This is a genomic window from Sphingomonas sp. H160509 (assembly GCF_024124765.2).
Classification (GTDB): Bacteria; Pseudomonadota; Alphaproteobacteria; order Sphingomonadales; family Sphingomonadaceae; genus Sphingomonas.
The window spans coordinates 1-12,254 of record NZ_JAMXSR020000001.1; the positions used below are offsets into that span (position 1 = coordinate 1).

General features: G+C 62.6%; 11 protein-coding genes and 1 pseudogene. 6 read left to right on the plus strand and 6 right to left on the minus strand.

Translation table 11 applies throughout. The annotated features are described in order from the left end of the window. Together NHF48_RS00005 and NHF48_RS00010 are read right to left on the minus strand one after the other, a co-directional pair. Nucleotides 1-1,037 (minus strand): CaiB/BaiF CoA transferase family protein (locus tag NHF48_RS00005; protein WP_263816527.1); only part of this gene is annotated, 1,037 nt, incomplete at its 3' end. Between the two features lie 45 nt (nt 1,038-1,082). Further along, nucleotides 1,083-1,571 carry an enoyl-CoA hydratase/isomerase family protein gene (locus NHF48_RS00010; RefSeq protein ID WP_342454537.1) on the minus strand — a complete coding sequence of 163 codons (489 nt, stop codon included), beginning with the start codon at nt 1,569-1,571 and terminating at the stop codon, nt 1,083-1,085. Nucleotides 1,572-2,082: 511 nt separating this feature from the next. On the opposite strand from NHF48_RS00010, the gene NHF48_RS00015 reads away from it, so the two are divergent. The 3 genes and pseudogenes from NHF48_RS00015 (at nt 2,083) to NHF48_RS00025 (ending at nt 5,088) form a co-directional block, all read left to right on the plus strand. Then, the gene (locus tag NHF48_RS00015; RefSeq protein WP_263816528.1) at nt 2,083-2,943 is read left to right on the plus strand and encodes a TonB-dependent receptor plug domain-containing protein; all 861 of its coding nucleotides are present in this window, start codon (nt 2,083-2,085) and stop codon (nt 2,941-2,943) included. Nucleotides 2,944-3,157: 214 nt separating this feature from the next. Beyond that, a pseudogene (locus tag NHF48_RS00020) lies at nt 3,158-4,063 on the plus strand (TonB-dependent receptor domain-containing protein); the annotation flags it as partial. An 80-nt stretch (nt 4,064-4,143) separates the two neighbouring features. Next, entirely contained in the window at nt 4,144-5,088 is a 945-nt protein-coding gene (locus NHF48_RS00025; RefSeq protein WP_253069834.1) for a TonB-dependent receptor domain-containing protein, read from the plus strand. A 19-nt stretch (nt 5,089-5,107) separates the two neighbouring features. Here the strand turns inward: NHF48_RS00025 and NHF48_RS00030 are convergent, their stop codons facing one another. Both NHF48_RS00030 and NHF48_RS00035 read right to left on the minus strand, forming a co-directional pair. Continuing rightward, nucleotides 5,108-5,449, minus strand: a complete 342-nt coding sequence (locus NHF48_RS00030) for a hypothetical protein (protein WP_253069835.1) — start codon at nt 5,447-5,449, stop codon at nt 5,108-5,110. A 259-nt stretch (nt 5,450-5,708) separates the two neighbouring features. Then, entirely contained in the window at nt 5,709-7,313 is a 1,605-nt protein-coding gene (locus NHF48_RS00035) for a carboxylesterase/lipase family protein (RefSeq protein WP_263816529.1), read from the minus strand. Between the two features lie 248 nt (nt 7,314-7,561). On the opposite strand from NHF48_RS00035, the gene NHF48_RS00040 reads away from it, so the two are divergent. After that, nucleotides 7,562-9,094, plus strand: a complete 1,533-nt coding sequence (locus NHF48_RS00040; RefSeq protein WP_263816530.1) for a carboxylesterase/lipase family protein — start codon at nt 7,562-7,564, stop codon at nt 9,092-9,094. A gap of 12 nt (nt 9,095-9,106) precedes the next feature. Here the strand turns inward: NHF48_RS00040 and NHF48_RS00045 are convergent, their stop codons facing one another. Together NHF48_RS00045 and NHF48_RS00050 are read right to left on the minus strand one after the other, a co-directional pair. After that, the gene (locus NHF48_RS00045; protein WP_342454524.1) at nt 9,107-9,394 is read right to left on the minus strand and encodes a hypothetical protein; all 288 of its coding nucleotides are present in this window, start codon (nt 9,392-9,394) and stop codon (nt 9,107-9,109) included. A 130-nt stretch (nt 9,395-9,524) separates the two neighbouring features. Then, nucleotides 9,525-9,815: a hypothetical protein gene (locus NHF48_RS00050; RefSeq protein WP_253069839.1), complete on the minus strand. Its 291-nt coding sequence runs from the start codon at nt 9,813-9,815 to the stop codon at nt 9,525-9,527. 208 nt (nt 9,816-10,023) lie between these two features. Between NHF48_RS00050 and NHF48_RS00055 the strand changes: the two genes are divergently transcribed. Both NHF48_RS00055 and NHF48_RS00060 read left to right on the plus strand, forming a co-directional pair. Beyond that, a complete protein-coding gene (locus NHF48_RS00055; protein ID WP_263816531.1) occupies nt 10,024-10,680 on the plus strand; it encodes a TetR/AcrR family transcriptional regulator in 657 nt (218 codons plus the stop codon). Nucleotides 10,681-10,751: 71 nt separating this feature from the next. Further along, entirely contained in the window at nt 10,752-12,134 is a 1,383-nt protein-coding gene (locus tag NHF48_RS00060) for a carboxylesterase/lipase family protein (protein ID WP_263816532.1), read from the plus strand. Nucleotides 12,135-12,254: the final 120 nt, after the last annotated feature.

Below are 12,254 nucleotides of genomic sequence, written 5' to 3' on the forward strand. Positions count from 1 at the left end.
GCGCGGATGAACCGGCGACCGTCTATCTCTGCGACCAACCCGCGCGCCTTAATCTGTGGATCCTCGACTGCCTGGCCGATATCGTTGATCGGGCCACAGGGAATGCCCACCGCAAGCAATTTCTGGATCCAATGCTCGGTCACGTTGGTAGCGAAGACTGCCTCCAGCGCTACTTGCAGATCGTCGCGATTGGCGACGCGATCGGCGGGCAGCGCGAAGCTCGGATCGTCGGCGAGATCGGGCGCGCCGATCGCCGGGCAGAACCGCTTCCATAGGCCGTTATTGTTGACCCCGATCACCATATACCCGTCCTTAGTCTTCAACGCCTCGTACGGGGCGGCGAGGCGATGACGCGACCCGCGCGGCACGGCGATCTCGCCTGTCGTGGTGTACAGGCCGGTTTCCCATACCGCGTAGCCCAGCGCGGACTCCAGCAACGTCGCCTCAACCTTTTGGCCGACCCCTGTCATGTGACGGTGGTTGATGGCGGCGAGAATCCCGAGCGCGCCGAACGTGCCTGCATTGAGATCGGATAGCGGTACGCCTGCCGCGACCGGCGCGGCGAGTGTGCCTGTTTCCCGACGTTCGCCGGTAAAGCTCATGATCCCGCTCATCGCCTGTGCGACAAGATCGAAGCCGCCGCGCTCACGATATGGGCCGCTATGGCCGAACCCCGAGATCGAGCAATAAATGAGGCGGGGATTAATCGCCTTCAGGTCGTCATAGCCAAGGCCGAGGCGGTCGAACGCGCCGGGTCGGAAATTCTCGACGAAGATGTCGGCGGTTTCGATCAACGTGCGTATCAGCGCGATGGCGCGGGGGTTGCGCAGGTCTAGCGATATCGCACGCTTGTTGCGGTTCATAAAGTCGAATGGCTTGAACGGCAGCATGTTCGTGCTGCGATTGTTCTCGCCGCCGATCGGCTCGATCTTGACGACGTCCGCGCCAAGATCGGCGAGCAGCATTGCGCAATAGGCGCCAGCAATAACGTGCGTGCAATCGATCACGCGGAGGTTTTGAAGAGCGGCTTGGGTCACGGAATTTCCTGGTAGGGGTTGGGGAGGCGGCGCCGACGGTGTCTTCTATCGACGCAAGAACACAGGATCGCGGCGCTCCACGAACGCGCGCACGCCTTCGCGATGATCTTCGCTAGCGTGCAGTTTCGGCAATTCTCCTGCCACCATCGCAGCTGCCTGTTCCGCCGTCATCGCCAGCGCGGCATCGGCGACGCGCTTGCTCGCCTCGACTGATAACGGTGCGCGCGATGCGATACGGCGGGCGAGGAGGAGCGCCTCGTCGAGCAATCGATCCTCGTCGTGAACAGCAGTAACAAGTCCCCAATGCTGAGCGGTTGCGGTATTGAAGGGGAGACCGGTTAGCAGCATTGCCTTGGCGGGGCCGAGACCGATCAGCCGCGGCAAACTGTAGGTGGACGCCATCAGCCCGACATTGACGCCCGCGCAGATGAATATCGCGGAAGGCGAGGCGATGCGGATGTCGCACGACAAGGCGAGCTCCAGCCCGCCCCGGCGCAGGCGCCGTTGATCGCCGCGATCACCGGCACCCGGCAGTTCGTTATCCCGTCCAGCATGCGCCCGATTCGGCCAAGCTTTTCACCGCCCCCGCCGCGCGTTTTAGATCGGCACCCGCACAGAACGCCTTGCCCTGACCGGTGATCAGCAGACAGCGGATCGATGTGTCGCGCGCGACTTTGTCGAGCCCCTGTCATCAGCGCCGCGATCATCTCATCGTCCATGGCATTGCGTGGCGGGTTATCGAGGGTGATGGCGACGATATCCGCCGTTGGTGTCTCGTGTCGGACCACTCCCATCACTCTCTCCTTCCGTGCCGCGATGCGGCACAATGTACTATTTGGAGGCATTTCATACTAAGCGTCTGGCGTCAAACCGGGGATTGCTGGCAAGACTGTTCCTCTTGATGGCACAGATGTATCCAATTTTCGGCATAAAAATGCCAAAACAATCTTGACTGCTGGTTAGTGTAGGCGCACCTTTGGATATGGTCCGCAGAGGCTGGCAGAGGAGGGCGGCAGCGTTGCCCCCCGGAATCGAGGGGATGATGATGATCGGATTTCGCTATCGGCTGATGACCGGCATCAGTGCGTTGGTCCTGGGTGTCCCAGCGACGGCCCAGAACGTTGTCTCGACAGCAGACCAGGCAACTGCCGCCGCCGACGGGCAAGATATCGTTGTTACCGGATCCCGTATCGCGCGGCGCGATTACGTCGCTGAAAGCCCGATCACGACGATCGACCAGAAATTCGTCCAGGATACCGGCCCGGCTACGATCGAGCAGACCCTGAACTCGTTGCCCCAGTTTCAAGCATCGGCCAATGCGCAAACATCCAGCATCAGTGGGTTCGGTGCGGGCACATCCGGCGGCCGGGCAAGCGCCAATTTGCGGGGCCTCGGGCCGTCACGTACGCTGGTGCTGTTCGACGGGCGTCGGCTGCAATCGTCCGACGTGCTGGGCACTATCGATCTCAACACCATCTCACCTGCGCTCATCTCGACCGTGGAGGTGATCACAGGTGGCGCGTCGGCGGTCTATGGCTCCGATGCCGTGGCCGGCGTGGTAAATTTTCGCTTCAACAACCGGTTTCGTGGGCTGGAATTGCAGGCGGATGTCGGCGTTTCGGATCAGGGCGATGCGGATACGCAGAGTGCATCATTGACTTGGGGCACAGCCTTCGCGGAGGAACGCGCACGTTTGTTCGTTTCAGGTTCGTATCTTAACCGCGGCACCGCTTCGCGCAATTCGCGATCCTTCTTTGACAACCGGCTGGGCACCGCGACCCCGACCAACGGCCTAATCGTACTGGAGGGCACCAACCGCTTCGGCGGCGGATCGGCGGCGTCAATTCTGGCCTATCAACGACTTTTTTACGAACACCTACGGCACCGCCGTTCCGCCTGCTGCTAGCAGTCTCTTGGTCAATCCGGACGGCACGCTGATCGGCAATACGGGCGCCTTGAACCTGCGGCCCAACTCGATCACCGGCTATGTTGTCAGCGACACCGGCACGGTAACGCAACGCTCGCTGGAGGATACCACGCTGCAGTTGCCGCTCGAACGCTTCACCGGCTTTGCACGCGGCGAATTTGATCTGTCGGAGGCGGTGACGCTGTATGGGCAAGTGAATTTCGCACACAGCACCTCAGACCAGCTAGCCGAGTCCGGCGCCACTCAATCCGTCGTCGATCCGATCCGCATCCGCGCCGACAATCCATTCGTCACGCCGGACCTGCGCATCGCACTCAATTCGCGGCCAAACCCGATCGGGTCGTTGATCTATTACTTCAATACCGGCCGGATCGGCCAGCTTCGCATTCGGCAGGATTACGATGTCGGCCAGGGGCTGTTCGGCGTGAAGGGCAAGCTGGGATCGTCGCTGCGCTATGACGTATATGCAAGCTACGGCGAGACGCACCAGGACGAGGTCACGCTGAATTCGGTTAGCCGTACCCGGCTTAATGCGGTGCTGAACGGTGTCGGCGCGAACGGCGTGGCGGATGGTGGGCGATCGGTATGCGCCGGTGGGTACGATCCGTTTGCCTTTGCGCCCGTATCGCAATCCTGTTCCGATTATCTCAGCCTCGACACCACCAATCGTTATCGTTTCAACCAGACGGTAATGCAGGCCAATCTTTCCGGTAACCTGTTCGCGCTTCCGGGCGGGGCGGCGGCTTTCGCGATCGGCGCGGAATATCGCCGCAATGCCTATCGCGCCGACGTTGATCCGCGCAACGCACCCACGCCCACCGCCGTGCTAGGCGTGACGACGTCGCCCGATGCTGTCGGTACGTCCGGCGCCCGATCGTCACGCGGCGACGTCGAGGTGCGTGAGTTGTATGGCGAGCTTGCCTTGCCGTTGCTGAAAGACACGCCGTTCTTCCACAGCCTCGATCTCAGCCTCGCCTACCGCTATTCCGACTACAACACCATTGGCGGCACGCACACCTACAAGGCTAGCGGCAACTGGTCGCCGATCCGCGGCGCAGGCATTCGCGGTGGCTATTCGCGTGCGATCCGGGCGCCGGCACTCGGTGAATTGTTTTCTCCATCGTCAGGTGCAACGGGGGGTAATTGGCCTGGCATCGGGAGGCGGTGGCGACCCTTGCGATGCAACCGGCTCGGCACGCGCCGGCCGTGTGGCGGGTGTGGACCCTGCGCGCGTTGCCGCCCTGTGCATCGCGACAGGCGTGCCCGCGGCTTCGATCGGATCCCTATCGGTATAATGGCCGAGCGAACGCCGCACAGCGTATCGGCAACCTCGACCTTAATGAGGAGACGGCCGACAGCTATACCGTTGGGCTGGTGCTGCAACCTGCCTTCGCCAAATCGATGTTCCGGACGCTGTCCTTCTCAGTGGATTACTATAATATCAGCTTGAAGGATGCGATCGGCTACGTCACCAGCCCGATCGCGCTCAACCAATGCTTCAATTTTGGCGGCCTGAATCCGACATACGATCCGAACAATTTCTATTGCAAGTTGATCGCGCGTGACTCCGCGGGCGTGCTGGGAACAATCCAAGAGCCGCTGTTTAATCTGGGCGCCTACAAGACGGCCGGAATTGATTTCCAGGCTAATGCCGCGATCGATATCGGCCGCTTAGGGACGCTGTCGCTCGACAGTTCGGTCACCTATGTGCTGGATTACAAGATACAGAACCTGGCGACGGAACCATTCAAGGATTATGCTGGGACGATCGGCAACACGCAGATCGACGGTTTCTCCGAGACGCATCCGGCGTGGAAGCATGTCACCAGCGCGACGGTCGGGGGCACCGACGGATCGCTGTCACTTCGCTGGCGCTATACCGGCAAGCAAAGTAATTCCGCCAATGTCGGCAATACGACCGGCACTGCCGCCGGCGTGCCGGCTGTCAGCTACTTTGACTTGACCGGCCGCATTCGCGCCAACGACAAATTCGAGCTGCGCGCCGGGATCACCAACCTGACCGACAAGCAGCCGCCCGAATTCGCTGGCCCGGCTTCCACCTCGACCTCGGCCTATGATATTATCGGGCGGCGCTTCTTTATCGGCCTGACAGCGCGATATTGATGGGGAATCACGATATGAGTTATACACTTCCATGGCGCAGCATAATCGGCCGCACGGCAACGATAAGGGCGGCGACCATGATGACATCGTAGCCGGCACAGATGAGGCCGGCGAGTTCGTAGCCGGCCAGGATTGCGCTCAGCATCGTACGGGTCGACCATCGGCCAGCGTGATCGCGGGCACAATCGACCGGCCTGGGCTGGACATAGGCAGAGGTAATGAAGTCGTTGGTCTCGGGGCGGTGTGCAGTCATCGCGCCGGCAAACACAGCATCGACAACGCTGGCGCGATAGCGCGAGTCGAGAATAGCTCTCCTGGCCGTCAGACCGCCGCTGACCGTCGCGGCGTAAAGAGCGATCAAGCGTCGTGACTCCAGCCCGCTGCACGATGATCGAGACGAGCGTATCGAGCACGTGCAGTCAAGCGAGGTCGCGGATCGGCTCCGGCACCGTCGCGCGCTGCAAGCCGACTATATAAGCGGTCTGGGTATGGATGACCGCCTGTTGGCTCTGCGTCCTTGATATGCTCGGACTACGCAGCCGGCGCCGGATGGCTCAATGCGCTACCCAACGCTGCGCCGATCATCGCGGACAGGCGGGTCAACCCGGCCCCGCTTTCTGTCACTGCCCGCGGCTCACCGGCAGTGTCTCAAACAGGCTGCGTTCGACGGGATCGGGGTCGTCAATCAGCTTTGGCGTGACGTCGAAGATCATCGTCGCTCGTCGCGTGGCATCGTAGCGCGGCCAGTCCGGCAGCGCCTCGGTGCGGGGATTACCGGTACGAGCGAACGCGATCCACGCATCGCTCATCAGATCGGCGAGCCGCTGCTGATCCGGGCCCGAGCCCGAGATCGACGTCGATTTAGCAACATTGTCAAATACAAAGGCGATCTCGAGCGCGTGCGGTGTTTGCCATTTGCCGCCATCAACCGGCGTTTGCCAGTCAAGTCGATACATCCACACCGGCGCGCCGCCACCCGCCACCTTACGCTCGGCCTGGGTAATTGCGGTGCGGCGATACTGGCGTTGCGTCGAGATGCGGATGAACAGGTCGCTGGCGCTTTCGGTGGGATAGGTCGCCTTCAGCTTGGCGATGATCGCTGAAGCATCACCCCCCGCCAGAAACGGCGCGGCGCGGCGGGGCAGATCTTCCCAGCGCAGCGTGAACACGCTGGGATCGCTGCCGCCGATCAGTAACGTCGTCTCGGTGCGATTGGTGCCAACCAGCAGTGGTACGCCGCGCGAGACGGGGGTGGCATCGGGATCGAACTGCTGGCGCGGCAGCGATCGGCCGTCAGGGACGGGGCGGAAGTTCGCGCCGCGGCTGCGCGACTTCTGCATCACCTTGACGAGATCGGCGATCGGCATCGCCGCCAGCGCATCGATCTTGGTCGGATCCAACCCGGCGGTGGCGATCAAGTCGCTCGCGATCGTCGTGCCGAATTCTGGCGAGAAACCGGCCAGCGACATCGATCCGCTCTGTCCGATCGCCTTTTGAAACAGGCCCTTTGCCGCCGGCATTGCCATCAACGTCGCGACCTTCGCCGCGCCGCCCGATTCACCGAAGATCGTCACGTTGCCGGAATCGCCGCCGATCGCCGCAGCATTGTCGTGCACCCATTGCAGCGCGCGGACGATGTCCAGGCTGCCGACGTTGCTGGAATCGGCGTAGCGCGGGTCATTGGTGATGCCGGCCAGGTGGAGATAGCCGAACGCGTTCAGCCGGTGGTTGATCGTGACCACCACGACATCGCCGCGATTGGCGAGGCGCACGCCGTCATAACCTAAGCTCGCGCCCGACCCGGTGACGTAGCCGCCACCGTGCAGCCATACCATGATCGGCCGTTTCTTCCCGTCGCCTAGGCCTCGCGTCCAGAAGTTGAGCAACAAGCAATCCTCGCTCGCCGGGCGCTCGTTCTTCCACGAATCGAACAGGTGTGTGTCGCCGCCGGCGATCTGCGGGCATTGGTCGCCAAACTCCGTCGCAGCGATCGTCCTGGTCCAGCGCGTGGGCGGCAGCGCGGGCTGGAAGCGACGGCCGGCGGTGCTGGCGGCGTAGCGCACCCCCTTGAACACGCGCACGTCGCCTTCGCGGCTGCCGGTCACCGGGCCGTACGTCGTCTTGAGCATGGGACGATCGGCCTTTTGCGCGGTGGCGGGTGACAGCCCGGCCGCCGCCACAATGCTCAATATCGCATGTCGTAAACCCGCGCCTTGCCTAGCCATAACCTGCTCCTGAATGTCTATCTTCATGTCGCTATAAGCTCGGCCGATAGAAACCAGCAGTCAAGATTGTTTCTTGATCAAGCGCGCGGATTGCCGGATAAGCGACACTCGATCCCGCCCATCACGATGCGGGAAGAGCCAGGAGAGAAGACATGTCATCATTCGCGCCCACCCGTCGTTCCGCCATCGGCTTGGGGCTAGGGGCAGGGCTGCTTGCGGCCTCTGGGCGCTTATCCGCGGCGAGCGCGATGTTCCCGGTAGTGGAGACCGCACAGGGGCGGTTGCGCGGCTATCTTTCTGGCGATGTGTTCGCGTTCAAGGGCATCCGCTACGGCGCGCCGACCGGCGGGCGCAACCGATTCATGCCGCCGCAGCCGGTGGCTAAATGGTCCGGAATCCGCGATGCATTGGCCTATTCTGACGTCAGCCCGCAGGTGCCGGCTGATCGCCGCAGCGCGTATGGCGACCTCATCATGTTCGATCTGCAGCCTGCCGGCCCCGGCGAAGATTGCCTGGCGCTCAACCTTTGGACCCCGAGCGTCTCCCAACAGGCCAAGGCGCCGGTGATTGTGGTACTGCATGGAGGTGGTTTCTATGGTGGGTCGGGAAATGCGGTCGGCATGGACGGCGAGATGATGGCGCGCCATTCCAACAGCGTCGTGATCGCCGTCAACCATCGGCTGGGCGCGTTCGGGTTCCTACATTTAGCCGAGCAGGGCGGGACCAGCTTTGCGCGTTCCGGTGCCGCCGGCATGATGGATATCGTTGCAGCACTGCAATGGGTGCAGGAGAATGTCTCGCGTTTCGGTGGCGATCCGTCACGCGTTCTGGTCTATGGCCAGTCGGGCGGCGGAGCGAAGACCAGCGTGCTGCTCGGCATGCCATCGGCCAAAGGACTGATGCACCGCGCCGGCGTGATGAGCGGCTCGGCGTTGCGCGTAATGACCCCTGATGTCGCTACCGCGCGCGCCGCGGCGCTGATGAAGGCGCTGGAGATAGGGCCGCGCGACGTGCGCAAGTTACAGCAACTGCCTTGGCTGACGATCCTTGAAGCTCAGGCGGGTCTCGAAGCGGCGGCGCGCGCGAAGGGCGAGGCACCGGGATCGTTCGCGCCGGTGCTGGACGGCGTCGCGATCCCGCGGCACCCGTTCGATCCCGATGCGCCGCAAATTTCGGCGAATGTACCGATGATCGTATCGACCGCGCTCGACGAACGCGCGTACCGGATGAGCGATTTCCGCATGGACGAGGTCAAACTTCTGGCGTTTGCGCGACAACGGGCGGGGGCGAAGGCAGAAGAGGTGGTCAAGATGTACCGTCGCGAGGATACCAAATCGCCCGCTTTCCTGATCGCGGCGCGGATTGACAGCGACCTGCTGTTCCGGCGCGGAGCGTTTGTGCAGGCGGAGATGAAGGCGAGGCTGGGCGCGGCACCGGTATGGACGTATCTGTGGACTTGGCCAAGCCCGGCGTTCGGCGGGCGCTTCGGTGCGGTGCATGGGATCGATGTTGCGCCAAGCCTGTATAGCGTGCGCGGCGGGCTGAACGGGCCTAATCCCAGCAGTATGAAGATGGCCGAGCGCGCCGCATCAATATGGGGCGCGTTCGCTGCGACCGGCAATCCAAACAACCCGGCGTTGCCGCACTGGCCAGCCTATGAGCAAAGCAAGCGTGCTACGCTGATCTTAGACAATGACACCCGCGTCGAGAACGACCCGCGCGCAAAATTCCGTGATTTCTGGGCGACAAACCGGCCCGCCGCCGGCGCTACGGAGGGCTGACGGCGCGGGCGGTTATGAGGCGCTGCGGTACCTCCCGGCACTGCCCTGCTGCGTCGGGAACTGCGTGAAGAATTCACGTTCCGCCTTGAACGGGTCGGCGATCGCGCGCGGCGGCACGTTAAACAGCATCGTCGTCCTTCGCTCGAGATCGTTGGGCGCCCACGGCGGGATGCAGGGATTGTCAGGGTTGCCGGACCGCGCAAAGGCCATCCACGTGTCCGCCATTTGCTGCGCCATAACCGCTGTGGCCCCGGTCGGCGGACCCGAGAGCGCCGCACCGGCGGACACATTGTCGAACACGAACGGCGGGTCGAGCGAGTGCGGTGTGGTGCGCCGCCAGCCCTCCGCCGGGGACCGCCACATTAGCCGGTAGGGTCATGTCCTGCTCGACGTCCTTCCGGTTGCGCGCGCCTGCGCCATCAGCGTGGAATCAAGTACGAAAGCGCGGTTCGAGGCGACGGCGAAGAACACCTCCGCCGCGGGGGCATCTTCGGCGCCTGATCGTCAAAGCCGGAAACGCCACCAAGGGCCGGAAGCGTCCGGTGCCGGCGGTGCTTTCACCATAGCGGATGTTCTTGCCCCAGGTCACGCCGTCGCGCTCAACGCCGCGTGCTGCCCCATTGCTGGTGCTGATCGTGGCCGCCACCGCCGCATGGGCAGCGGCGAGTCCGGGCACGAACAACGTCGTGTTCATGCCATCGACGATCGTCCGTCGCTTCACCTAAACCTGCGGTTCGACCATCCGCTCCCCAGATATCTTTTGGATACGCTATCTTACGCTCTGAGTAGCTCTAACATCTAAGCAGGCGTGACTGCATGTATTTCAACAAGGCGGCGTTGCGGCGACTTTTTGCGGCGGTTGTTCCTGTGCGATATACGATTGATGAGTGAAACCACTAAATCTGCCCCCCGCCATGACGCCGCGTCGCATGCCCGTGCAACGCCGAAGCCAGGCCGAACGGCGCGAAGAGACCAGCACCAAGGCAATCGATGCCGCAATCGCCTGCCTATATCGCGACGGTTATTCCGCCACCACGACGCTCTCGGTCGCTGCGGAAGCGGGGATCAGCCGCGGCGCGTTGCTACACCATTTCCCGACCAAGGTTGAGCTGATCCTGGCGGTTGCGCTGGAGGTCGTGCGCCGTTCGCAGGGCAAGCGTCGTAAGATCATCGTCGCGCGCCCTCGCGGCTTGCCGCGCTTCGCCGCGATCACCGACGCGTCTTGGGCAACCCTGCAGGAACCTGAGGCTATGACCCTGCTGGAAATCCTTATGGCATCGCGCGGCAACCCTGAATTGGCGACCCGTTTGCCGGAAGTGATCGAGACGTTCGAGTCTTGGCAACTGAGCGGCATGCTGGAAATCGCGGATGATATCGGTTTCACCAACGTCCCGCAGCTGGAGGCGATGAGCAAGTTGCATCAGGCTGCGATGCGCGGGCTCTCGATCGAACTGCTGTTCGCGAAGGACCGCAGCAAGATCGACGCGGCATTCGCCTTGCTCGGCTGGTACAAACAAATGTTCACTGAACGCATGCTCGCCGAGCGTGATGCGGCCGCCGCCGAGGCTACACCCGAGGCACGATAATGACGCGTCTTCCGTTGACATTTACAAGCAGTCGTGACTGTTTAGGTATATAGGAACGAGTAAGGACAAATATGCGCGCGATTTCCGCCATTGGGCTGATGGCCTGTCTGCTATCGGCGGCATCCGTCACGGCGCAGCGACCGGCAAAGTCCGCGCAAGCGACGGCAACGGTCGATGCCGGGCGCATAGCTGGCCTGACGCAGGACGGTGTCAATCGCTTTCTTGGCATCCCATTCGCTAAGCCGCCCGTGGGGCCGCTCCGGTGGAAACCGCCGGTCGCGCCCGTGCCGTGGGTCGGGGTGCGCGATGCGAGTCACTTTGCGCTGCCATGCTATCAGAAGACCGATCCCGACGGCATGACCGCCAATCTCGGCGGCGTGTCGGGTCCGTCGAAAGAGGACTGCCTGTATCTTAATGTCTTCGCACCCGCCAAGCGCGCTCGGCCTGCGCCAGTGATGGTATGGTTCTTTGGCGGGGGAAACGAAGTCGGCGGCGGGCATCTGCCGACCTATGACGGCCAATCGTTCGCGCGTGACGGCGTAATCGTCGTCACGCTGAACTATCGGCTGGGCGCGGCGGGCTGGTTCGGTCATCCAGCATTGAGCGCGGCGGCCGGTAAAGATGAGCCGCAGGTCAATTACGGTAACATGGACCAGACCGAGGCGTTGCGTTGGGTCAAGCGCAACATCAAGGCGTTCGGCGGCGATCCGGACAACGTCACGATCTTTGGGCAGTCGGCGGGCGGGTACGGTGTGTATTCGCAACTCGTGTCACCGATGAGCGCAGGGCTATTTAAGAAGGCGATGGTGCATTCTGCGACCTACACGCGCCCGATGGCGTCGATGGCCGAACTGCATCTGCGCGGCGTGCGCAAGGCTATCGAATGGGGCATGGACGGCGCCAAGGCGACGCCCGAACAATTGCGCGCGGTGCCGATCGAAAAACTCGGCAGCGGCATTGGCGGCGCGATCGACGGGCGGTTTTTCGTCGAGCCATGGATGACGAGCCTGGCTTTCAAGCACCATCCGAAAGTGCCGTTCGTGGTCGGCGGAAATTCCGGCGAGGGGGGCCTGTGGGCACGCGACCGCTGGATCGCGACGCAGTTCGCCGAAGCTGGCACGCCGGCGTTTCAATACTATTTTTCGCACGTCCGCGCGTCGCTCGACCAATCGAAGGGCGCTATCCATTCGGCCGAACTGCAATTCGCCTGGGATACGCTCGGCAAGGAGGCAACCGCGGCAGACGCCGCAGTCGCGAAATCGATGCATCCTTGCTGGGTGGCGTTCGCCTTCTACGCCGGCACCGGCGATATCGATTGCGGCAATGGCCTGCGTTGGCCGGCGTTGACCCCGGGCGAGCATTCCGTGATCGAATTCACTACCAACGGTGGGGCCGTCAAACGCGCCTTTCGCACTGATGAACAATGGCTGCGGGGGTTGGCGACCGACAAATAGAAACGATGAAATGGCTGTTGGGAAAATATGACTCGAAGCGCGTCATCTGCTTGTCGGTCGGTTAGTGTAGGTCGCTCATCCCGGTGTTTCCATGGAGGCTGAATCAGATCGAGCCTGTCA

Coding starts and splice junctions, on each gene's coding strand:
- NHF48_RS00040 (WP_263816530.1), top strand. CDS start 7,562: ATGTTCCCGGTAGTGGAGACCGCACAGGGGCGGTTGCGCGGCTATCTT.
- NHF48_RS00015 (WP_263816528.1), top strand. CDS start 2,083: ATGATCGGATTTCGCTATCGGCTGATGACCGGCATCAGTGCGTTGGTC.
- NHF48_RS00025 (WP_253069834.1), top strand. CDS start 4,144: ATGCAACCGGCTCGGCACGCGCCGGCCGTGTGGCGGGTGTGGACCCTG.
- NHF48_RS00060 (WP_263816532.1), top strand. CDS start 10,752: ATGCGCGCGATTTCCGCCATTGGGCTGATGGCCTGTCTGCTATCGGCG.
- NHF48_RS00035 (WP_263816529.1), bottom strand. CDS start 7,313: ATGGCTAGGCAAGGCGCGGGTTTACGACATGCGATATTGAGCATTGTG.
- NHF48_RS00055 (WP_263816531.1), top strand. CDS start 10,024: ATGCCCGTGCAACGCCGAAGCCAGGCCGAACGGCGCGAAGAGACCAGC.